The 23,619-nt window shown below is 58.6% G+C and carries 14 protein-coding genes; 10 read left to right on the forward strand and 4 right to left on the reverse strand.

All coding sequences use genetic code 11. The annotated features are described in order from the left end of the window. Positions 1–49: 49 nt before the first annotated feature. The 3 genes from FrondiHNR_RS00635 (at position 50) to FrondiHNR_RS00645 (ending at position 6,421) form a co-directional block, all read left to right on the forward strand. Positions 50–1,678, forward strand: coding sequence for a helix-turn-helix domain-containing protein (locus FrondiHNR_RS00635; RefSeq protein ID WP_279353328.1), 1,629 nt, complete (start codon positions 50–52; stop codon positions 1,676–1,678). Between the two features lie 142 nt (positions 1,679–1,820). Next, complete coding sequence (locus FrondiHNR_RS00640; RefSeq protein WP_279353329.1) at positions 1,821–3,587, forward strand: hypothetical protein; 1,767 nt, start codon at positions 1,821–1,823, stop codon at positions 3,585–3,587. A 1,061-nt stretch (positions 3,588–4,648) separates the two neighbouring features. Next, positions 4,649–6,421, forward strand: coding sequence for a hypothetical protein (locus FrondiHNR_RS00645; RefSeq protein WP_279353330.1), 1,773 nt, complete (start codon positions 4,649–4,651; stop codon positions 6,419–6,421). A gap of 122 nt (positions 6,422–6,543) precedes the next feature. On the opposite strand, the gene FrondiHNR_RS00650 is transcribed toward FrondiHNR_RS00645, so the two are convergent. Next, the gene (locus FrondiHNR_RS00650; RefSeq protein WP_279353331.1) at positions 6,544–9,666 is read right to left on the reverse strand and encodes a GH92 family glycosyl hydrolase; all 3,123 of its coding nucleotides are present in this window, start codon (positions 9,664–9,666) and stop codon (positions 6,544–6,546) included. Between the two features lie 250 nt (positions 9,667–9,916). On the opposite strand from FrondiHNR_RS00650, the gene FrondiHNR_RS00655 reads away from it, so the two are divergent. Further along, positions 9,917–10,798, forward strand: coding sequence for a serine hydrolase domain-containing protein (locus FrondiHNR_RS00655; RefSeq protein ID WP_279353332.1), 882 nt, complete (start codon positions 9,917–9,919; stop codon positions 10,796–10,798). Continuing rightward, entirely contained in the window at positions 10,791–11,270 is a 480-nt protein-coding gene (locus FrondiHNR_RS00660) for a hypothetical protein (protein WP_279353333.1), read from the forward strand. Before FrondiHNR_RS00655 ends, FrondiHNR_RS00660 begins: the two co-directional genes overlap by 8 nt. Positions 11,271–11,750: 480 nt before the next feature. Here FrondiHNR_RS00660 and FrondiHNR_RS00665 read toward each other — a convergent pair whose 3' ends face one another. The 3 genes from FrondiHNR_RS00665 to FrondiHNR_RS00675 all read right to left on the reverse strand — a co-directional run bounded on the left by FrondiHNR_RS00665 (position 11,751) and on the right by FrondiHNR_RS00675 (position 18,279). After that, positions 11,751–13,034, reverse strand: a complete 1,284-nt coding sequence (locus FrondiHNR_RS00665; RefSeq protein ID WP_279353334.1) for a glycosyltransferase — start codon at positions 13,032–13,034, stop codon at positions 11,751–11,753. Between the two features lie 83 nt (positions 13,035–13,117). Then, positions 13,118–15,193, reverse strand: coding sequence for a YhgE/Pip family protein (locus FrondiHNR_RS00670; RefSeq protein ID WP_279353335.1), 2,076 nt, complete (start codon positions 15,191–15,193; stop codon positions 13,118–13,120). Between the two features lie 2 nt (positions 15,194–15,195). Further along, entirely contained in the window at positions 15,196–18,279 is a 3,084-nt protein-coding gene (locus FrondiHNR_RS00675; protein ID WP_279353336.1) for an MMPL family transporter, read from the reverse strand. Positions 18,280–18,427: 148 nt separating this feature from the next. On the opposite strand from FrondiHNR_RS00675, the gene FrondiHNR_RS00680 reads away from it, so the two are divergent. The 5 genes from FrondiHNR_RS00680 (at position 18,428) to FrondiHNR_RS00700 (ending at position 23,606) form a co-directional block, all read left to right on the forward strand. Further along, positions 18,428–19,165, forward strand: a complete 738-nt coding sequence (locus tag FrondiHNR_RS00680; protein WP_279353337.1) for a TetR family transcriptional regulator — start codon at positions 18,428–18,430, stop codon at positions 19,163–19,165. Between the two features lie 894 nt (positions 19,166–20,059). Next, complete coding sequence (locus FrondiHNR_RS00685) at positions 20,060–20,233, forward strand: hypothetical protein (protein WP_279353338.1); 174 nt, start codon at positions 20,060–20,062, stop codon at positions 20,231–20,233. A gap of 222 nt (positions 20,234–20,455) precedes the next feature. Next, the gene (locus tag FrondiHNR_RS00690; RefSeq protein WP_279353339.1) at positions 20,456–22,258 is read left to right on the forward strand and encodes an alpha/beta fold hydrolase; all 1,803 of its coding nucleotides are present in this window, start codon (positions 20,456–20,458) and stop codon (positions 22,256–22,258) included. Beyond that, a complete protein-coding gene (locus FrondiHNR_RS00695) occupies positions 22,255–22,833 on the forward strand; it encodes a hypothetical protein (RefSeq protein WP_279353340.1) in 579 nt (192 codons plus the stop codon). The genes FrondiHNR_RS00690 and FrondiHNR_RS00695 overlap by 4 nt, the downstream gene beginning before the upstream one ends. Beyond that, the gene (locus FrondiHNR_RS00700; RefSeq protein WP_279353341.1) at positions 22,830–23,606 is read left to right on the forward strand and encodes a class I SAM-dependent methyltransferase; all 777 of its coding nucleotides are present in this window, start codon (positions 22,830–22,832) and stop codon (positions 23,604–23,606) included. The genes FrondiHNR_RS00695 and FrondiHNR_RS00700 overlap by 4 nt, the downstream gene beginning before the upstream one ends. Positions 23,607–23,619: the final 13 nt, after the last annotated feature.

Here is a 23,619-nt window from a genome sequence, read left to right on the forward strand (position 1 = left end):
CTTTAGCCAACAGGCCAATAATTTGCGATAATTATGGTTCAATTGGACAATGGACTCTCCTTCGCAGCCGGGCATCGGCCTTCGCGCGCTCCTCACCACGGTTGGGCAACCCCTGGTTGAGCTCATCTCTTCCACATCGCGACGTGATACGAGGGTCACCTCGCTAGCCCTCGTAGAGGTTGCCGAACTGAGGGAACGGAGCACCCCCGCAGCGGATGCCCTGCTTCTTGTGGGTGCACGAGAGGAAGATCTCCCCGCGCTACTTCCCCTCGTAGGCTCCGGCACGGTCGTCTTTATTAAGCTGACCGAATCTTTTGATGTCGATGAGTATGCGTCAGTGCTGCGTGCGGCCGCCGCGCGTAACGTGCGGGTTGTCCGGGTGCATCACGAGGCGGGATGGGATCAATTCATGAGCATCCTGCAGAGATTGCTCTCAGACACCGCCCGAATGGGTTCGCTCAACTCGACCGAGGCCGTCGCGGAAGAGGTGGGGGACCTTTTTGCTCTGGCCGAAACGGTTGCCGTACAGGTAAAGGGCCTGGTCACAATTGAGGAAACGGGTGGTGAGGTGCTCGCGTATTCTCGGGCGAATGAGGGCGCTGACGAATTGCGAATATCCTCGATTCTGGGTCGGCGCGGTCCTGCCGAGCAAATGCGCCGCCTGGGTGACGAGGGGATACTCGCCGCTCTTGCCGGCGAGGGGGGTGTGCTGCGGATGCCCGCAAACCCCGCGCTCAAACGCTCTGCTCGACTGGCTGTGGGTATCCACAGTGAGGGTGAGCACCTCGGGATTTTATGGGTACAGCAGGGTCTTCACGAGTTGGCAGTTGATGCTGAAACCCTGCTGCCCGGCGCTGCAAGGCTTGCTGCGGAACTCATGCGGGAGCGAGTTCACGCCGCGCATAGCGGCGATAACCTGGTTCTTGCGGGTGTGGGCTTGAGCACCGATGTTCACAGTGAGGTGGTGACCGAACCCAGTGTGGCTGAGCGCTACGCCCTGGCCACCCTGATCAATCCGGGACCCGGTGATACCGTGGCCCTTATCGGGTTTACGTTTGTGACAGACTCTCACCGATCCGTGTCTGCTGTGATGAGCTACCTGAGATTACACGCCGCGAGCTACCGGAGACCAATTGCCCTGGCCGCCCGGGGAGAGCGCATCTACGGAGTGGTTGCCACCTCGAATCTTGCTCAAGTGGAGCGCTGGGCCACGAGCGCTCTCGACGATGCCGCGGTGCGTTTTGGGCCCGGGCTGCGGGCCGCGCTGGTGGATTCTCCCGAGGGAATGGGGGGCCTTGTGGGTGCGCGACGCTCTGCGGACCACCTGCTCGACAGCGTGATCCGCGACCCGGCGCGATATCCCGTGGTGGTGTCTCTTGCGGCCCAGCGTTCAGAGGCCCTGCTGCGAGAGATGCTTCTCGTGATTGCCGCCAACCCTTCGCTTCGCGATCCTCGACTTGATGCTCTGAGAGAGCAGGATGAGCGACACGGCAGCCAGCTTGTGCCGAGCATTCGAGCGTATCTAGATGCGTTGGGTGACGTGCGAGCCGCGGCTCTTGCTTTGGGGGTTCATCCGAACACGCTGCGCTATCGGATTCGGCGCGCTCAATTGGTGAGTGCTCTGGACCTGGGGGACTCGGTAACGCGTGTTGTGATGAATATTCTTTTGCGCCTCTAGCAGTGATGTGGGTCTCCCCATTGTTAGGTTTTGCCTCTTCGTATTTGCTGTTAATGACTGTTTAGCAAGTTTTTGTAGTGTTACACTATAACTTGTTTGTTTTATATCAACTTTGGGGGGTTGGTTTTCTATGGGTAGGCGCGTGCGTTTAACGGCTGTGAGTGCCGTTGTGGGTGTTGTGATTGCGGGGACTCTTGGGGTCATTCCCGCAGGTGCGCTGTGGTCCGTGCCGGGGTCGATGACGGCATCGGTGCAGACTGACCGTTTGGCTGCTCCTCCCGCGCCGACGGTAGCGGCTAGAGCAGCTAACTCACTCACGTTTAACCTGGCTACACCTGGGCAAAAAAGCGATACATTACCCACGGAGTATATGCTGGAGCGTTCGGCAACGCAAGATTTTAGCGACTCTGTGATGGCTTCTCGGGGGGAGGCTACGCGGGTTGTGGACACGGGTGGTTCGTTCCCTCCGGACATGCGTGATTATGGTTTTGATTCTATCTCTATCGGTTCGTCATCGGCGTGTGGGCTGCGTGAAGGTTCAGTGTGGTGTTGGGGTGAAAACAGCCTGGGCCAATTAGGGCAGGGAACCACAACGGGGTTTTCTGCTACCCCGGTGGCTGTGAAGACCTCGACAGAAGCTTCAAGCTCTTCGCTTCCCTTGAACGCGCGGCTGACCCGCGTGAACGTGGGTGAAAACGTTGCGTGTGCCACGGACGGTACCACGGTGTGGTGTTGGGGAAGCGGAAACCAACTACTACTGGGAATTTCCGGTGGGGTTGCGAACACCGCGACCATTGCATATCCGCGCCAAATACCGAGGGGATCGCTACCTGCTGGTCGCGAGATTACTGATCTCAGCGTGGGTAGATGGCACGCCTGTGTTGTGGTTAAAGATGGCGGGGGTCACTGCTGGGGCAGGGACAACAGCGGCGAACACGGCGTGGGTCAAATCTCATCCGGTTCCAACACCCCGAGAAGAATTTTCACGGCGGGGACCGGTGGCTCACAGGTGCCTGCTAATGCAACGATAACGAGTGTTGTTGCGGGATACGCGCGGACCTGTATTGTAGCGTCGGGGGCTGCGTACTGCACGGGATATAATCCGAATGGTGCTGGCCAGGGAAATGGTTCAACAACCTTTAACGTAACGGCCATGCAGCGGGTTATGCAGGGTGGTAATGATAGCCAAATTCCAGCTCTTGCAACGATTACTGAAATTTCACTCCCACAAACAAGCGTTATCGGGAGTGGTAGTGCTACGACGGGGAGTGTCGGCGCGTGTGTAATTGCGGATGGTCGTCCCTACTGTTGGGGTGGCCGGGCTTACGGCGGTGTGGGTGACGGCGGAGCGATGACAGGTTTTACGCTGTATCCTCGGGCTGTTGTGGGTATTCCTGACGGAGAAACGAGGGGAATTTCTTCTGCCCCGCATAACTCGTGTGTGGTGCACAGCAGCGGAGACTCATACTGCTGGGGTGTAAACGGTAGCGGTCAGATGGGTGCGGGAAACACCACCGCCCAAGGCTCTGCGGTTGTGGTTCCCACCCCTCTGGGGAAGACTATAAAGGCAATATCGAGTAGCACATATTCGGCAGCTTTAACTGACTCGAACACTCCTACTCTGGGGAATCGTTGCTGGTTGTTTACCGATGGCACTGCCGGGTGTGCTGGGCGGGGCGTGAACGGGCTCTTGGGAGAGGGTCCCGAGGGTCGATTGAATGCGATCAATAGTACAGTGGGGAGTGTTGTTGCGCCGCAGATCGCGGTGTGCGAGGCGGGTGCTGTGTCTCTGGGGGCGCGGTGTATATTGCTTCCCGGCACGGGGTACTTCTACCGTCTCTCGTATTCGATCGGCGAGTGGCAGAGTCCGCTATCAGAGGTGTTCCGGGTTGAGACCACGGCTCGGTAGAAGCCCCCACGGTCAGGTGGCGTGACACGGCTCAGCGTTCAGAGGCCCTGTTGCGTGAGATGCTCCTCGTGATTGCCGCCAACCCCTCGCTCTTGGGATTCATCCCAACACGCTGCGCTATCGGATTCGGTGTGCTCAATTGGTGAGTGGTCTGAACCTGGGGGACTCGGTAACGCGTATTTTCCCACTTTTAGGTTTTTGTCTCTTGAAACCTGCTGCTAAACACTGTTTATCAAGGTTTTGTAATAGCATGGTAAATTTTGTTATTTATTTCAACGGTGGGGGTTGATGATGTGCGTAAACGCGTGCGTTTAACGGCGATCAGTGCTGTTATTGGTGTTGGGGTCAGTCCCATCAGCTTCAGATAGGAATCAATGGGAATCAGACTGTTGTTTATTCGCTTCCTCGGCACGTGTCGGGGCTTCCTGCTGGAGAGATTACGAACCTGAGTGTTTCGGACCGGGCGCACACTCGTATGTTGTGACGAAGGATCAGGGTAGCTATTGCTGGGGAGTAAACGGCTCCGGCCAATTAGGCTTGAGTAATGCTGCGACAGCGTTAATGGCTGCTTTGGTTCCAATTCCCGCCGGTAGACGAGTTGTTTCAGTGTCAGCAAATGGATACTGCGACCCTAGCGTCCTCACTTTTTCAACTTGCTGGAAATCGATGCTGGGTGTTTTCCGACGGCACCGCCGGGTGTGCTGGTTCTTGGCACGGTGTATTTCTACCGGCTTTCATATTCGATTGGCGATTGACAGAGTTCGCTATCGGAGGTCTTCCGGCTGCGGACCGCAACTCAGTAGCCACTCCGCTATCCGTCTTTTGGGGCGGGTGTCGCAAGCCAGGGGCACCCGCCCTACACCTTTTTAAACTCGCATAAGTTCGCGGCATCCCCGTTCTCTCGAGAGTGAGGAGATGTTCATTTTGCCTTGGGTGAAATCCTCTTTCGCTCGGGTGAAAACCTCCTTTCACCCCGGTTGAGTAGGGTCTTTCCCAGCTTAGGTGCATTAGCATAAAGTTGCGCGACATTGTTTTGTAGTTAATTCTGGGGGTTAATATTCGTGCATAAAAATATTCAAGTTGCGGTTAAGGTCGCTTTTAGTGTTGCAATTGTTGGAGCTCTAGTTCTTGTGGGAACTGTGCCTGCGGGAGCCCTATGGTCAATGAGGGGAGAGGCGTCAGCCACGGTGCAGACTGACCGGCTGCACGCCCCTCCCCCGGGAAAAGTAGTGGAGAACTCGGGCGAATCGCTCGTCTTTAACGTGGAAAACGGTGGGCAGCAGAGTGAAACGCTGCCCACCGTGTATGCGTTAGAACGTGCAACCACCGAAGATTTTACGGACTCTGCGTTGATTTATCAGGGGGAATCAACGCAGATTACAGATACCGGTAGCTCTCATTCGGACTCTCTGTGGGATGTCCAGTACACCGATATAGCCGTGGGCAGTGCCGCCTCGTGCGGCATCGGCGGTTTCGGAGGAGGAGTGTGGTGCTGGGGAGACAATAGCCTGGGGCAGTTGGGTCAGGGTCATACCACAGGGTTTTCCGCTACTCCGTTGAGGGTGCAAACCTCTGCTGACAACCCTCTGTCTGATCTTCCAGAAGGCTCGAATATGAACTTCAGGATAAGTTCGGGAGCTGACATGATGTGCGCTTACAGCTCGAGGGATATGTGGTGCTGGGGTGCGGCGGTCGGAGTTCAATTTGGGATTCCGGATGACACCTCAACCGTTGTGAGAAGCCTCCCGCAGAGAATCGAGGGACTACCCCTCAGTGAGAACGTTAGTATTAGTGCGGTCAGTGTGGGAGGCGCTCATATCTGTGTGTTGATGTCGGCTAATGTCGGACTGTATTGTTTTGGACGCGGTGACAATGGCAGGCTTGGAACCGGTAACCAGAGGCACCAGAGCGTTCCGCAGAGGGTTGTTCAGGGTGGAGCCTCACAACTCCCCGCAAACGTTCGAGTATCTGAGGTCGTGGCCGGGGCCGATTTAACGTGTGTTATTCCTGAGTCCAGAATGGCTGTTTACTGCGCGGGTCAGAACCGCGACGGTGGTTTGGGAAACGGTACGACAACAGACTCGGCCTACATGAGGGGGATAGAGGTGGCTGGCAGCGATCTTGGGTCTGTGGCCGGCAGTGTAAGCTTTAGGCATGTCATGACCGGTTCCACCGGGGCGGACAGGGACGGATTTAGGGGTTCCGTGTGTGTTCTTGTGGACCGGGAAGGAGCGTTCTGCTGGGGATCGGGGGCGCACGGGGCTCTGGGTACTGGAAACACACGATCATCGCCGTTAGCGCAGCGAGTGCTTGGTCTTCCGCGTGGAGAGTGGAGTTGGCCTGGCAGGGGAAGCACTCTCAGCTCCTGTGCCAGAAACGCTTCCGCACTATACTGCTGGGGTGCAAACGGAAGTGGTCAATTGGGCGTGGGGCATGCGGCGGCAGCGCTTACCGCGGTTATGGTTCCGATCCCCGCAGGACAAATTGTTTTTCAGGAGTCATCAAGCGGCGGTTCTGATCCGGATGCGGTGATTCAAGGTTTAGGAACGCGGTGCTGGCGCTTTAGCGACGGCACTCTGGGATGCGTCGGGCGTGGTACAAACGGTGCTTTGGGTGAGGGGGACGAGGGGCGTTTGGGCAGCGTTAACAGCACTATTGGTCAGGTGATTACGCCGCGTTTACCGGTGTGTGCCGCGGGTGCTGTAGCGTGGGGAGAGAGGTGCGTGTTGGTGCCGGGCAGGGTTTATTTTTATCGTCTCTCGTACACTATCGGTGAATGGCAGAGCCCGCTGTCTCGGGTTTTTCGAGTGGAAACCGTGACTCCTCGGGCTTAGCGCGGTACCACAGCCGAGTGTGACATACTCAGACTTGATTGGTGGGGTGCTCGTTTTGAGCGCCCCACCACATTAATTGTTAGAGACTATGCCAGTGGGTGGTTGCGTTATGTAATTGCCCTTTATTGGTGATTTTTCCTGGGGAAACGTCTGCTTCTTTGATTCAGGAGGAACCCTCCCGTGAGAGCCAGGAGCAGAGCGGCAATACCCAGCAGGCCCAGATCGGGTGTTCCCGTTTGGGGGAGGGCTTTGTCACTATCGGGTGCAGCTTTGGGGGCCTCCGTGCGGGGAAGGGGTGAGGTGCCGCCGGAGGGATGCACAAAAACGCTGACGCTGGCCCTGGCCGGTTCCATCAGGTTGGGGGCAAAAGCGGGGGTGCTGCGGGTGCTGCGTACCGTGACGGTGGCGGTTATTGCTCCTTCGTCTGCAAAGGAGTGTGTGGTGAAGACCGACCACCCGTGCTCTGTCCTGACGATGGTGGCGGGGGAGGAGTGCTGCGCGACGGTCTGGGCTGAGTGCTGCGCAGCCGTTTGGATACCCGCTTCTACTTGATTATCGGGTGAGATGCTCGTCCACTCCACGGTGGCGTGGAGGTCACCCACGTCTGCGCCGTTTGTGATCACGGATGCCAACTCAAGAACGGCTTCTTCACCCGCAACCGCGGTGAGGTTGGTGTTTGGGGTAACGATTGCCTCCGCGTATTCGGGGCTGACAACATCCGGCACTCGGTCAGCCTCTGCCGTGCCCCAGGTGAGATGCGCGGGCGAGGTGCTGAGCGTAAAGTCGAGGCTGCCGCCGTTTTGAAGGTGGCTTACGTCGACCCAATTGGCGGTGTGGGGCGAACCGTTAATGCTGAGCGCCGATACGTAGTCGGGTAGGTTGGCTCGGGCGCCGGGGGCGGTTATCGTGAGGATTTCTCCGCTGTCGAATCTGACGGTAGCCGCCGAGACCTTGGGCGCATTGAGGGCGAGGATTCCTGAGCCGGGAACAACCGGCTGAAATCCGAGCGAGGCCATCACGTACCACGAAGCCAGTGTGCCCAGGTCGTCGTTACCCACACCGCCACCGGGGGTGTTGGGGTAGCGATTGAGGTTGGCCGCGAGAACATCACTGGTTTTAGTGGGCTGCCCGATGTAGTTGTAGAGCCACGGGTTGCCGATGGTGGGCTCGTTGCCGGGGTTGTAGCCGATGCTGGTGTAGTACGAACTGCCACCGGGTGCCCAGGAGGAAGGTGAGATGCCCGGGCTTTGGGTAAGGGCATCAGTGTTGAAATAGTAATCGAGACGCTCGGAAAACCGATCTGCCCCGCCCATCTTGTCAATCAAGCCGCCCACGTCTTGCGGGGTCATCCACTGGTATTGCCACTGGGTTCCTTCGTGAAAGCCGGAGGTTTTCACGTCTGCTTTTTCTGCGACCGGCACAAATTGGTGATCGGGGGTAACCGCGTTAACAATGCCCGTAAAACCACCGCTGAGTGCAACATCGGGGTTCCACAGGTTGCGCCAGTTTTTGCCCCTTTCACGGAACTCGGCGGCGGTTTCTGTCAGACCCAGCCGCTCCGCCGCGGCTCCCACGCTGGCGTCGCTGAGCGCAAACTCCATGGTGGATGATCCGCCGTGGCGGTACTCCTCATACTGCTGGCCCAGGCCCGGCACAAGTTCGGAGTGGAACGGGATGTGGCCGTGTTCGTTGTAGAACTCCGCGCTCTGGCGACCCACGGAGGCTACACCCGCGGGTGGGGCGGTGGTGGCATTTTCGATGAGATAGTCCCAAAGCTCATCGGCGATGTCATCGGGAACCGTGCCGAGCGCAAAGTTCTCTGCTATCCAGGGGGTGACGGGATCGCCCGCCATGATGTTGGTTTCGAGGCTGCCGAGCGACCAGCGGGGAAGCCATCCGCCCTCGATGCGGGTGTGGAACATCGAGCGAACGATGTCCTTGGCCGTGTCGGCGGCAAGGAGGGCGTGTAGTGTGGCCTGTGAGCGGTAAGTGTCCCACAGGGAGAACGTCTGGTAGTAGGTCCAATCGTCGGCAACGTGGGTATTGAGATCCATGCCTCGATAGAAGCCGTCAACATCGCTTCCGATGGTGGGGGAGAGGAAGCTCTTGTAGAGCTGCGTGTAGAAGATCTTGCGCTGGCTGTCGTTTTGGGTGGTGACGTCAATCTTGCCCAGGCGGTCGTTCCAGGCATCTACTGCCTGGTTTACGGTGTCGTCAAAGCTCAGCGTGTTGCCGTTCTGGACTGTTTCGGCCAGGCGGTTGGCGCGGGCACCGTCAACGCTCACAAAGGAAACGCCCACCCGAACCTCAACGTCCTGATCATCATAGGTGTCAAACGTGGCGGCCGCGCCGTTGTGGCCGGAGGCTACCGTGCTCGAGGGGAGGCTCGTGAGCGCGGCGTCTTCGCCCCAAACCCAGGTGGTTCGTGCGGGGCGATCAAATTGCGCGCTGAAAAAATAGGGTGCCTTCTCGCCACCGCTGCCGCAGAATCCTCCGTTGTAGACCCACCCCTCAAGGGTACTGTCGTCTACCCAGGTGATGGAGCTCTCACCCGCGCTGCGCAGGGTTTGCCCCACGTTAAAAGAAATGTGACCGACGGTGTTTGTGAGGAACGTGTAGCGGTGCACACCCACCCGTTCGGTTGCGGTGAGGTCTACCTGAACATTGTTGTCGAGCTTCACCGAATACTGTCCGGCGGAGGCGCGTTCTGTGTACGGTGTGATTCCGGTGAAGACGCGGCTGCTGGTGGGAGCATCGGTGGTGCTGGGTGAGACGAGGACCTCGCCCGCTGCCGGGCATCCAGCGCTATTGATGTGCCTGTGACTAAAGCCCCACACCCGGCCCGCGTTATTGCTGTAGGAGGTGTTGGCAAAGGTGCTGCTGTTGTCGGGGCTGAGCTGCACCATGCCAAAGGGAACCGTGGCTCCCGGGTAGGCGTTGCCCTCGCTCTCGGTGCCCACAAAGGGGTTGACCAGGGCGGCCAGGTTTTCGGAGGCTGCCGGGGTTGCCGGGGCCGCCGGTGTCGTCGGGGTTGCGGCGGCGGGGGTGGTGCCCCCGGCGATTCCGCCCAGGCCCCCTATAAGAAGGGAGAGCGCGGCTGTGAACGCGAGTGGTTTGAAACGGCGGGAGGTGTTGGGTCGGGCAGTGGCGGGTTGAGAAGTAATCGGTTGGGCGGTACCTGGCCGGACGGAGGGGGTTGAGCCAGTGTGAAGGGCGTGGTGCTGAGAGATCTGTGGGGGAATCATAAACCGGATACGTCTCCTATGACAGGTGTGTACGAATTTTTTGTACAGATGTTTTCGAATATCATCCCACTGAGCACCGATATTGTCTAATTCTCTTGTGGATGGTTTCGGAGTGGCACCGTGTATTCTGCCAGGGAAATTCGTTAGATTTAACATGTTTAGGCGCTGTTGTGAAGTGTCAAGATGCTCCTAACTCTCGATTCGGGGCGTTCCAAAACCCTTTTAGCCTGAGACGGAGAGAAGGCCGCGTATGACTTTTCTTACGAGTTCTGCCGTGTGCATTTGTGAGGGCGAGACAGCGCTGTCCCAACGCTATGGCCGCTGGCACATACCCGAGGCCCCGGTGGCCTGGGCCTCGGTGAGCAAGCTCCTCACCGGTGCGACCGCTCGGGTACTTATAGATCAGGGTGTAGTGGACGACGACACTCCGATTTGTGACCTCCTGGGCGTGGCTGCGGGGTCTATCACCGTGAGGGAATTGATTGAGCACCGCTCAAAGCTCGCTCGAGTCCTCCCGGAACAAGAAAAAGACTTCACGGCACCGTACTCGGGATGGACAGCGGACAGCTTTGATCAACGAGTGATTTCCCGGCTAGACAGCCTTATCGGGCTGGAGCCTGGTTATTCAAACCTGGGGTACGCCGTGCTCGCTCGGATCATTGAGCGGGTCACTGAACTCCCCATCCTCGAGGCGGTTCGGCAGCTTGTTTCTATACCGAGCGGGCTGGAAAGGGATAGCCTGACGAACGCTGATAATTCCTCCCCCATTGCCAGAGCATATTCACTTCGAGGGACCCCCGTGAACGGCTGGGAGGTGAGCGGTCCCTGGATTGGTGCAGGTGGCTTTGCGATGACGCCGCTAGATATGGCAACGTTTATCAGCCGGAGCATAGCCCCGGGAGGTGTGCTTGATCCTCGGCGGGAACCTCATTCGTGGGAGGGTATCGTGCCACTGTATGCGCACGATGGCGCGTTACGTCAAAGTGGTTCTCTTGTCGTTATTAACCCGGACACGGGTCGAGTTGCTGTGGCCCACTCTCTCGGGGGCGTCCCCGGTGCGGGCGATCATCTTGCGGAATCTGCAATGAAAAAGGTTATGCGGGCTGTGCGCCGGGAAAACAACAATGAGTAGACGTTTTGCTTACGCCCTGGTGCATGAGGGTGTCCTGGTTCTTGGTGACCCCGACCCGCGGGGGAATCATCTGCGCCTCACCCCCTCAGGGATCTCTTTCTATACGAGCGCCGACCCCGACAGGGCTACTGTTCTACCGTGGGAGAGTATCCGTTCCATAACGGCGATGCCGCCACTCGCCCGCTTTCGCCCACCGGCGTGGATTTCGCTTGCTGCGGCTGCCGTTTCTGCGAGCATTGGTTTTGATTGGGTGCCGCGCGTTGCAGACATAGAGTTTCGGGTTGTTTTACGTGAGACTGCAGAGGATCACACCCGAGTGTGCAGCGGCTTTATTACCCGGGGGTATCGTCGGTCTCACTGCGATGCCATTCAGACGGCATTGCGTCTCTTGATAAAAGATGAACGTGCCCGGGCTCTCCTGGCCGACCCTGAACGGTTCCTCGCTAATATTGCACGGATAGCGGGGGAGTAGGGACACACGCAATGGATGAGGAAGATGTTCTGGCTTCTTATCAAAAAATGATGACAACCCGGTGTCGTAATTATCTTGTATGCATGTCTTGCGGTAAAGGCTCGCAGAGTAGAGATTCACCTAGTGATTGGATAACAAGCACGATAGTTCACGAGTTTGGGTTGCTATAAACGGATCGCCTTTCACCCACTTGTTAGGATTCTGGTAGGACAATTAAGAAACAAAGGTGTTGGGCATGTCGCGAGAAAAGTGGGGTTATCCACTTCGTGATCTATTTCTTCTCAGCGGTACTTAGTGATGCGGGTTTTCCCCTGGGTGCGGCCCTGATTGCTGGTTCGTTTGTGATTCGAGCCCTGTTTCAAACCGAGTGAGTTGTCCATGCTTCCGGGGTGTGTTGGTCTCTCACTAATTGATGAGCGGCTCGTGATCGCGGGCAGACCTGTTATCGTCGCCCATCATTGTTTGATGGATCGTTGCCGCCTAACTCAAAGATGCGTAGAGGGCCACCAGGCGCTCACCCACCAGGCTCCAGTCGAAGCCTTCGGCGCGATGGCGTGCCGCGACACCCAGCGTGTGGAGGCGCTGTGGGTCGCGCAGTAGCGGCTCGATTGCTGCGGCCCACACGTGCGGGTCTCGTCCGGTGAGGAGTAGGCCGGTTGTGCCGTGGACAACCGCCTCGCGGAGTCCGCCGGTGTCGGCGGCAATAACGGGAACACCGCTTGCCGCGGCCTCAAGTGCAACCAGGCCAAACGTTTCGGAGTAGGAGGGAACCATCACAAGCTTAGCCTCCCGTAACCAGGTGGCGAGCCGGTCTCGGGTTTGTGCGCCGATGAAGGTAATGTTGAGCCCCCCGCCCGCTTTTTGTGCGTCTTCGCGGAGCTGATCGCGGTAACCGGCGAAGTCGATGGAGTCTTCCCCCGCCACGATGAGTCGCGGGCGGATATCGGACGGTATGAGGGCGAGGGTCTCAACCGCCAGATCGATTCCCTTGAGGGGCTGGAGCCGGGCTGCGATAAACACGTATCCCGGATCGTTTGGTGCGGGCTTCGGTGGCTGAGATTCGTTGACGAAGGTGTTGTTTACGGATGCGCCGAGCGCTGCGGTTGAGACCGACGCTGTGACTGACGTTCCGGCTGAGACCGATGCTGTGGCAGCCACCGACGTGAGCGGCGTAAAGAGTGCATTGTCCACGCCGGGGGCAAGAACGGTGACGCGCTCGGGGTCGGCACCGCAGCGTTCGATGGCGGTTTGGGCTTCCGCCTCGCTAATGGCGATGATCCGGGTGGCTTCGCGGGCGAGCCGGGCCTCGGCCGCGACCCGCAGATGATCCTCCGGGGGTTCTCCGTGATCAAGCGGGGCACCCGGCAGGGCGGCGATGGAGTGGTAGCTCATGAGCACGGGCACGTTCCACTCCCGGCCCAGGGGAAGCGCCGCAATTCCCGACATCCAGTGGTGCGCGTGAATCAGGTCGAAGGGCGCAAGCTCGCGCATCGAGACCTCAAAATCGGAGGTGAGAACCCCCTGGGCGCTCTTGGAAAGCTCCTCGATTGGCCCGGCAACCAGGGTGCGCAGCGTGAGGCCCGGTCGTAGGAGTACGCTGTCCGGGGCGTTCGGGTCGATCTTTCTGGTGAGAACCTCCACCTCGTGCCCCAGGTCGGCCAGCGCCTCCGCGTGGTGCCTCACCACAACGTTCATGCCCCCCGCGTCGCCCCAGCCGGGAGCGTCAAACGGGTTCGTATGCAGTGATACGAGTGCGATACGCATGCGTGTTTCTCCTCAGGGGGAGGTAGTCCCTAGTTTCAAATACGAGACTAGCCTACCCCTATCGGGGCCGTTGAACCTCCGGTTTACGCCGTAAGCGTCCTTGGTTTGGGGATAGCGGAGACACCCAAGGAACGCTTCCGCGTAACCGCAAAGAGGGTGAGTAGGCAACCCACGATAAACCACCCGATGAGTCCCGCGAACGCTCCTCCCAGGCTGCCGGTTCCCTCGGAGATCGCCCGCATACCGTCGATTGCGGTCAGCAGAGGGAGCACCGAGAGAATTTGGTCGTACACGGCGGGGACGGTAGAGACGATACCGGCGGCAAGCGCAAGAACCGTGATGAGCATTGAGATAAAGCGACCGAACCCACCAAACACCGCAACCAGTCCCTGATTGACCGTGCTAAAGGCAACGCCCGCAACCGCGGAGAGTGCGGCAAACGCAAACCATTCACCCAGGCTGAGGGCGAGTGCAAACTGCATGATGCCCGCAACGAGCACGCCCTGAAGCGCACCGATAACAATTCCGGGAAGCAGGCCGCGCGAGGTAAGAGCAAACACGGATTGCGCGGCGGTCATAGCGCGGCGCGGGGTCGCGCGCAGCAGCAGGAAGCTCACGAGGGCACCCACCCAGAGGGCCAGCGTGGCAAAGAAGGGAACCCCGGTGGCGTCAAAAAAGTTGGCGCTGGAGCCGCCGGTGCTGATGGGGGTTGCGACAACCGAGGTCAAGTTTGCCCGTTCGCTCTCGGTTGTGGTGGGGAGGCTGTCGGTGGCCTGGGTGAGTCCGGTTCCCAGGGAGGTGATCCCCTCGCTGAGAGAGGAGACTCCCGCGGTGAGGTCGGTGGCCCCCTCTGCCAACTGTGTGGCCCCGGACTGTGCGGAAGCCGCGCCCGCGACCAGCCCGTTTGCGCCGGCGGCTGCCTGGCCTGCACCGGTGGCGAGGCTGCCCGCCCCGGCCGTGAGGCCCGCTGCGCCCTGGGTGAGCTGCGCCGCGCCATCCGCCAGCTGGTGTGCGGCGGCTGCGGCCTGTCCCAGGCCGGAGGTGAGGGGAGCCATTTGGGCGGCCAGCCCGGGCTGGCCGGGTTGCCCGTTAACGTATCCATTGGTGTATCCCACCGAGGTGAGAAGCTGTGTGGCGGCACCCGATACGACACCCATTTGGTTCAGCGTCGCGTTGAGGGCGGCGTTAAGCGCGTCACAATCCGTGGTGCAGGTGTCGCGGAGTGCCGCGATCTGGTTTGCCAGGGTGCTGAGCTCGGTGTGTAGTGCCTGAGTTTGTGGACCGGCGGCGTTTGCCGTGATGCCCGAGAGGGTGTTCATCGCGTCCGGAAGAGGGGCTAGCTGAGCCGTGGTCTGGTCGAGACCCGCCGCAAACTCGTTGAGTCCCGAGGAGAGGGAGCCCGCCCCCGCTTGAAGCTGCGCGGCTCCGCCGCTGAGCGAGCGCGCCCCGGTGGCGAGGGAGGACACCCCGCCGCTGAGCTGTTGGGCGCCCGAGGTGAGCGTGCCGAGACCCGAGCCAAGATCAGCCCCACCGGACGCGAGCTGTGCGGCGCCGTCTGCCGCCTGGCTTGCCCCGTCGGCCAGAGTGGTGGCCCCGGCTCCGGCCTCACTCAGGTTGTCGCCGAGCGTGTTAAAACCCACGTAGAGATTGTCGAGGTAGGTTTCGGTGAGCTGCTGCCCGAGCACCCGGCCAGCCGTGGCCGTGACGGTTTGGGCGAGCGCGGTGTCTACCAGCTTGCTCTGCGGGGACGTGGCGATGTCGAGCGTTGCCTGTTCGGCGGAAGCGGCATCACCCGAGAACGAGGTGGCCGCCGCGGAGAAATTTTTGGGGATGGTGACCACAGTGGCGTAGCTGCCGTTGGCCAGGCCCTCCTCGGCATCTTTTGTGTCGGTGATCACCCAGCGAAAGTTTTGGTCGGCGTCGCCGTCGACCAACTCTCCCGCGAGCAGCCTACCCAGGGGCGTGAGCTGATCGCCCCGAGTGACAGGCTCGTCATTGTTTACTACGGCACCCGTCATCTGATTGAGGCGGTCGGCGGGATTCCAGAGGCCCCAGACGAGGGTGGCCCCCAGGAGGAGCGGTACCAACACCAGGCCGAGAAGCGACCAGGGTGAGAGCTTTTTGGAGGCGTGGGCGCGATCAAGAGAGAGACGTGACATGGTTAGAGAACCTTCTCCAGGGTGGGGGCTGCGGTGTGGGTATCGAGATTGAGAACGGTGGGACGCTGGGTCTCTTCTGTGGCGAGAGCATCCAGCGTTTTGAGAAGGGCGGAGCTGTCTGCGCAGGCAAAAACGTAGGCCAGTGACGTGCCGCGCGATCGGGCGTGGTCACGGGCGTGTTCAAGGGCGGAGTGCACAGCGTCTATTCCCGCGGCATCAATGAGCGAATCCGCTGCGTCAACAAACACAATGCTGGGTGAGTCCGAGAGTGCGGCTCGCAGGTCGAGTAGCGGGTTGGAGGAGTCCGCCGCCAACACCAGGCTCGTGCGCGAGCGCACCCGAACCCCGCGCTGCGGCAGCACACTACCCGCAACCTTGAGCTGCCCCATAAAGTGGGGGAGCCTTCCCGAGAGCGTGAGCAGTAGCGCCCGACGGGCCTCGGGGGTGCCTCCCGTGACCACGAGGGAACCGTTTTCGGCAACCGAGAGGTCGAGGTTATTAAAGAGGACGGGTGCCCCGATTGAGGTGGTGCCGGTGTCTCCCTGAGCATTGAGGCTGAGGTGGCTGGCGGTGATTGCCGCGGTGGAGTTTGCCGACGGCCAAGCCGCAAGTGCTAGCTCGTGCTGTACGCCCTCGCCCTCAATATCGAAGGAGGGCAGGAGCCGGTCGAGCCAGCGGGGAATCCACCAGGCGCGATCACCGAGCAGCGCCAGGACGGCGGGAACCAGGGTCATTCGCACGATAAACGCGTCAACAAAGACACCCACCGCGAGGCCCAGCGCGATCGGTTTGAGCGAGGAGTCACCCTCGGGAACAAACGCGGCAAAAATCGCAAACATGATGACGGCCGCGGCCGTTACCACCCGGGCCGACCCCAGGAAACCCTTGTGGATCGCCTTTTGTGCGTCGCCGCCGTGGACGTATTCTTCGCGGATGCGGGACACCAGGAAAACTTCGTAGTCCATGGCCAGTCCAAAGAGAACTCCCATCAGGATGATGGGCATAAAGCTGATGACGGGCCCGGTGCTTGTCAGGTGCAGCGGTTCCGCAAACCAGCCCCACCCGAACACGGCGGAGACCACCCCGAAGGAGGCTCCCACCGAGAGGAGGTAGCCGAGCGTAGCCTTAATGGGCACCCAGATTGATCGGAACACCATGGTGAGCAGCACGAGGGATAGCCCAACAACCAGGATGCCAAAGGGAAGCAGTGCCCCACCGAGGCGGTCGGAGATGTCGATGCCCACGGCGGTGAATCCCGTGACCGAAAGGTCGACCCCGTATTCGTCGAGGAAGTGGTCGTGCAGCGAGCGGATCTCCTGTACCAGGGCTTTTGTCTCCTCGGACTCGGGAGATCCCTCGGGCACCACCTGAACAATGCCGGTATCGGCGGTTTGGTTGGGTGTGGCCAGGGGAACCGCGGCAACACCGTCGAGTTCGCGGAGCTCGTTGCCGATGTCTTGCATGAGGCCAACCGGGTCGGTGCTCGACACGATCGAGCCCGTCACGATGAGGGGGCCGTTAAATCCGGGGCCAAAGTTTTCGGAGAGGAGGTCGTAGGTGACGCGGGCCTGGTTGTCCTCGGGAAGGGTTCCGGCGTCGGGCAGCGCCAGTCGCAGGTCGAGAGCCGGAATGGTTGCCACCCCGAGGGCGGCGACCACGGCGAGGATTGTGACGAGCGGGAACCGGGTGACCGCGCGAACCCAGCCGCTAAAGAAGCCGCGCTTGGCGGGTTGCTCATGTGAGGGTGTGGTAGGGGTCGGGCTCTGAGTCGGATTGGTATGGGTAACTGCGGCGTCCTCGATTGATGAGGATGCTGTTGTGTGCTCGGATGCTGTGCGCGCGGTTGCTGCGGATGTTGCTCCGAATGCTTCTGTGCGTGCGGATGCCGTTGCGCTCGCGGTTGTTACGGTGTCGGTTTGGATGCGGTTCCGTGTTCCGCCCGTGTCCGTGCCCGCACTCGCGGTTGCGATGTCGGGCGAGACCTCGGAACTGAGGGCGGCGGCCTCGTCCTCGATTGATCCCGCAGCGGCCGCGGCGCGGGCGGCGAGCGCCTTACGTTTCCTGCGGGGCAGGATCTTGAGCCCGGCAAAGCCGAGTAGGGCGGGAGTGAGGGTGATGGAGATGAGCACCGCGATGGCGACCGCCCCGGCGGCCGCCACACCCATCACGGTGAGGAAAGGGATGTTGGCGACCGCGAGTCCGAGCAGCGAAATGATCACGGTGAGCCCGGCAAAGATAACGGCGGAACCCGCGGTGGCCACGGCCTTTGCGGCGGACTCCTCCGGGGTAAGCCCGTCGATCAGTTGTTCTTGGTGCCGGGAGAGCACAAAGAGTGCATAGTCGATTCCCACCGCAAGACCCAGCATAAGCGCGAGCATCGGAGTGGTGGAGGAGACGGGACCAAATACTGTGGCGAGGAAGATGAGAGCCACCGAGACTGCTACCCCCAGAAGCGCGTTGAGCAGGGGCATTCCCGCCGCAACAAACGCCCCGAGCGTGAGCAGGAGCACAACCAGGGCAATGAGCACGCCCAGGAGTTCAACAATGCTGAGTGAGGGGAACGACTGCGAGAATATCTCGCCCCCCACGGAAACCTCAAAGCTGCTGGGTAGGTCGGCGCGGAGATCATCTCCGGCCTGGTTGAGGGCGTCCTTGGTGTCTTGGGTGATGTCGGGGAGGGATCCATCGAGCTGAACCGTGATCACGGCCGCTCGCTGGTCGTCCGAGATGGTACCGCTGATGTTTTCATTAAATGGCGAGACGGCGGCGCTTACCTGGGTGATGTTGTCGATGCGCTCGATGGCATCTTTAACGCTACCTTCGACTGCGCCGTTATCAACTGTGCTGCCTTCGGGGGCAACAATCACAATCTGGGCGGAGGTGCCCGATACCTCGGGGAAGGTGTTTCGTAGCGAGGTGAGAGCTTCCTGTGACTCTGTGCCGGGGATGGAGAAGGTGTTGTCGGTTCCCTGGTTGAAGAAGAAGGCACCGCCACCAACCGCGGCAAGAACCGCTATCCAGAGAGCAACAACGAGGCGTCGGCTACGAAATGACCAACGGCCGAGGGAGTAAAGCAGCGATGACACGCGGTCTCCTTGTAACTGGTGGGGGTGCGATGCGGAGATGGCTCCGCGCCGGATAATTTGGATACACTACTGAATCCGATACACAAGTGTATCCATATGCGCTAGGCTGTTACAACACAGAACTTAAATTGACGGGAAGGTTTCAGGTATGGAAGGGGTAAACCCTAGGGATACCACCCCCACCGCTGATCTTAGGGCTCGTACGGAGAGCGCGCGCCGCCAAAAAACACGCGATCGTCTTATCGATGCTGCCTTTGAAGAATTCGCAGAGAGGGGCATCTCCGCGGCGTCTGTCGAGAGTATTTCCGAGCGCGCTGGTTTCACTCGTGGTGCGTTTTACTCAAACTTCTCCAGCAAAGAAGAGCTTTTTTTCGCGCTGATGGAGAGAGAAAACACCAAAAAGATTGAGGCTCTCGACGCCGATATCGCGGCGGTTCTTCCCCAGCTGGCGGCAGACCCTCTTTCGCTCACCGAAGAGCTTGTGGCGCGTGTGGCGCAGCAGGCGCTTCAGGGACAGGTGTTTGATCGTCGCTGGTGCCTTGTGCAGGAAGAGTTTGCGCTACTCGCCCTGCGTAGCGAAGAGGTTGCGGCGGAGTACCGGGTGTTTCGCGAGAAACTCTACGAGGGAATGGCTGAGGTCGTGCAGTATGCCCTCGCCACCGCGGGCCTCACCTTTAAGGGCGACCCGATCGACGTGATCAAACTTTTGAGCGGAATGCACGAGTTTGCCATCAGGGGGGTGCTTCTCGACCCGGAGTCCGAGGAATCCATCGACCGTATGCTCAGCCTCCTACCGCAGATCATTCTGGGCTTGGTGAAACCCGTGGACGCGGGGTCGACGATTTCGGCGGGGTTGGCCGAGGGCGGTTTGGGGTCCAATCCGTAAAGCGACTGTTGGTTCACGGCGTGAACCGCTAAAATTATCGCCGCTATAGCCGTGGCAAGGTCGTGTGTTCGCGGCTTTTTGGAAGCTTGCCATACTTCATGAGGATAGCGTCAATCGATTTAAAAATAGTAAGGACGATGACAAGAGCTCCCTATTCGGCATCGCTAACAAATCTGCTCATTCGCCTCCGAGCGCCAATAATCTCGAGAAGCTATGATGCAAACTATTTGTCCTTCTATCTTAGCCTCGGGTGGCCTCGCAACCATCCTGATGGGCGCGACTGAAGTTGTCGGGTTCTGCCGGCATTCCTATTGCCGCTACTCCGGCTTGTCTCTATCGCAGGCGCACCTCGTCTGGCCCCGGAACGTACCAGAAGGCTCCGTAGAGGACTTCCCCAGCGCCTGTCGCCCGGGTTGACGGCCTACATATCTTCCCGGATTTTTCCGATGAAGCAGCAAGTTTCCACTCCCGGGGGTCACGACACAATAATCTATTTCTAAAAATACTATTTGCTAAATTGAGGCTTATATACTAATACTCAAAATTAAGGCTTATACACCATTTACATATTTAATATTACTCTTGTAAATTAACCAATAACGCTTTGAGCTCCGAATAAAGCACAGGGCTCCATAACTGTAAGGATGCAATTATGCTGGCAAAAATAATGAACTACGACACACGCAAATTCATGGTTTTGGGAACGCCCTCTCAATAATTTTCGATACTTCTCACAAATAACACCCTCTGTAAAACAGCAATAATTCTGCACGCTGTGTGCCGCCACAAGACACAACATGTCTAGATTCTTCATCCGCAACCGATGTCTATACCCCTTATGTATTCACGACCCCCTCCCAACCCATGTCACATTAATCACGAAAGGATAATGGCATGACCTCCATATCCAGCACCATTAACGCACGCGCTCACGCACCCCTGCGTGCCGACACTCTAGAGATCAATCGCGCCGCACCAGTCACGGCATCCCCCGTAATCGCCATCGCCGTAGCCTATGTCGGAGGAGCCTTGGCCGCCGGCCTAACTGTCGGCATGAACTATGGCTAAAACCCTTATCGCCACAATCAAATATCACAACAATCAAAGGACGTATAATGCAAACTGTTTATCTTTCCCCGTCAACTTCGGGTAGTTTCGCGGCTACGCCGATCCGTTCGACTGAGTTGCGCGTCTCGGTTAGTAGCCCTGTGACTGCTACTCCGGCGGTTGTCGCAGCGGCTGCTGCGGTTGCCACGGTCTTCGCGACGTGTGTTTGGGCAGGAAAAGCTCTTGTCGGTTAAATTCTTGAAGGGTGTCTTTGCGCCGGTCAACATCGGTCGTGAAGATACCCTTCGCGCTATGGAACGTCTCAGTGCTAGTACTCATCTGGTCTCTAGCGCGGAACATCTCGTTCGGCCCCAGAACCTCCAAGAAGGCTCTTTAGGCGACTGGAAAATCATTCGTGATCGTTATCAATTCATGCCTGCTTGGCGCCGGAAAATTCTTGATCTAGTATCACAGCCTCTTATGACACGGGCGCTTCACGCGGGAAGAATCTTTGCCTCTGCCTCTCTTCTGCTTCCTACAGGCGCACGGACCCGTACGGTCGCTAACGCATACCTGGCAACGTCATCCGCGTTACTTTACCCACGACATAATTTCGGTAGTGATGGTTCCGATCAAGTATCCTTTCAAACCTCTGCGGTTGCTTTTGTCGCGAGAGCGACTAAGAACGAACGTGTCCAAGACAACGCGATCTGGTACCTCGCACTACAGGACGCGTTGTCCTACGCTGTTTCTGGTTGGGTCAAACTCTTTGGCGCTTCCTGGCGCAGCGGCACAGCAGTTCCCGGGGTGATGCGCACGATCGGTTATGGGAACAAGTACCTGTGGAAACTCTTCAAAGACCGCCCTAAGTTTGCGCAGTTTGCAGCACACGGTATGCTCGCTTTCGAAGGACTTTTCCCCCTTGTGCTTTTCGCTCGAGGCCGCCTCACCCGCCCTTTCATCGCGGCATCTATCGGGTTCCATACCTTTATCGCGGGTTCCATGGGGCTGGGTCGCTTCTTCACCGCGTTTGGTTCCATGCTCCCCGCCATCGCCTACGTCACAAACCGCCGTGCAAAGTCACACCTGGTCCCCACTGTAACCGCGGCAAGCGTCGGCGCTACCCTTTTCGGGGGTGTCCTCTCTGGGATCTTACGTAGTGCACGCATCCGAAAGCTCCGTACCGAGAACCATTGCGTCACTACCCAAAATGGCAACACCCTCTACTACGACTGGAGGCGTGGTACCGCCGGTGCTCCCGTGCTTATCCTGGACCACGGCCTGTTCTCCACCCCACAACATTTTGCGTGGATCATCAAGCATCTAACCGCAGACATCGACATCATTACGTATTGGCGTGCCGGTTACGGTCCGAGCATCAACACCACTGGTGATTACAGTGTTGAAGAAGTCGCACACGACCTAACCGACCTCATTGCTGATCTCCCACCAGACATCGGACCGGTCTTCCTCGGCGGTCACTCTCTCGGCGGGCTGGTCGCACGCCGCGCCTCTGAGCTCACCACACGACCAATCACCGGTGTGATCTATCTGGATTCCTCCCACCCCGGACAGCTTGCGATCTCCGCTCATCAACGACGTGGCGCTGAGGGATTTGCTCAGGCTCTTACCGGGGTTTCCTCTAGCCTTGTCCTGGGGTTGGGGTGGATACTTCAACGCCCCGAATGGCTCTCTAAACTACCTCGGGCAGTTCAACCGTCAATACTCGACCAGTACAGAAACTCTCGAATGTGGGCCGCGGGAGTGCGGGAGTGGAAATGGGCGAACAGGATGTTCCGGCGTAGCAGTAACACTCGTCTTGCCCTTCTTGACACACCCACCCTGGTGATCACTGCTGAGGCCACGCTTCGTGTCGATGACGCGCAGGATCGCCTTCACCAAGAACTTGCTGATAGTCATACCGGTGGGAGTCAACGAGTAGTGATTCGTGAGGCCGATCACGACTCAATACTCACGAACCAAAATCATGCCGCAGCCACAGCCGACGCGGTCAACAACTTTATCAAGCAGGTGGTGCACTCGTGAAACAACCATTCAACGCCGCAAACCTCACCGCTATCGCCGCGGCTACCGTATTGGGTATCACCTTTTTCTCGCAGCATCCTAACCGTTCCTTTGACCGGTTTAGAGCAGCTGACAAGCTAGGATTTTGGCTCCCTAACTGGAGATTCTTCGCTCCCGAACCCGCGCAAAATGATTACCATCTCCTCCACCGTACCCTGGACAGGGAAGAGAAAGAATCTCCCTGGCAAGACACCTACAGTGTCACTCCCCGTAAGGTCCGTCATATTGCCTGGTTTCCTGATCGTAGAACGGATAAAGGACTCTTTGACGTTATCTCGGAAATCATCCCCACGCTGCAAAAAAGCCAAGACTTCATCACCACACGCCCCGCGTACCGAATACTTGAAAACTTCATCCGTCATCGCCTGAACGCAACAACAGGAGCAGCACTTGTCGGATTCCAATTCATGATTGTGTCTTCGACCGGGTATGAGTACTTACTTGCTGCTGAGTCTGCTGACCTTGCTGATGTGCCCGCGCCTGAAGAAATCCTTATCTCGCCTTTTATTTCTCTCGAAGAATCGGAAGTCTCATGACACACACCACTCCCTACACCGACTATGGAACTCAGTTTGCGGAAATCTATGATGATCTCTTTCCCCGTGAGCACATCACTGACGCTGATACCTCCTGGCTTGCGGAGCATATCCCGCCCGGGTCACCACACATTCTTGAACTCGGTGTTGGTACCGGGCGGGTTGCTCTTCCTCTCTGGGAAACACTCACCAGGCGAGGGGATACACCTATGTTTGTGGGTATTGATATCTCTCGCGAGATGCTGAATCAACTTGCTACTAAGGATCCTCATGCCCACATCGACAGACGTCAGGGCGATATCGCGCACGAGGACCTCGGCTCAAACGGCTACGACACCATTCTCTGCCTGTGCGCTACTATCTCAATGCTCACCGATCACACTGCACAGCAAGATACCTTTCGGGCGGCGGCAAAAGCTCTCAAGCCCGGAGGACACCTCATTGTTGAAACGCATAACAGTGCACTTATTCAAGCATTGAATCCCTCAGGAGCCGGAGCCTATGCTGTCCCCTACCCCGGTGGACAGAGAATGCTCGTTACCTTCTCCGAGCTCAATGGAAACCAATGGACCGTGAACCACTGCTGGATTAACAACGGAGTTGCCACTTTTGGTAACGAGTCCAGCAGCGTGACCACACTTGCTGAGCTTGATACCTACGCTACAGAAGCAGGTCTCACACCCGTCACGCATACCTCAGGTCTGAGTGGTAATCCGCTGCAAGACCACGACGCGACAGTCTGCGCAACCTACATAAAACCACACAACAGTTAGTAACATTCACGAC

Source organism: Lysinibacter sp. HNR, assembly GCF_029760935.1.
Classification (GTDB): domain Bacteria; phylum Actinomycetota; class Actinomycetes; order Actinomycetales; family Microbacteriaceae; genus HNR.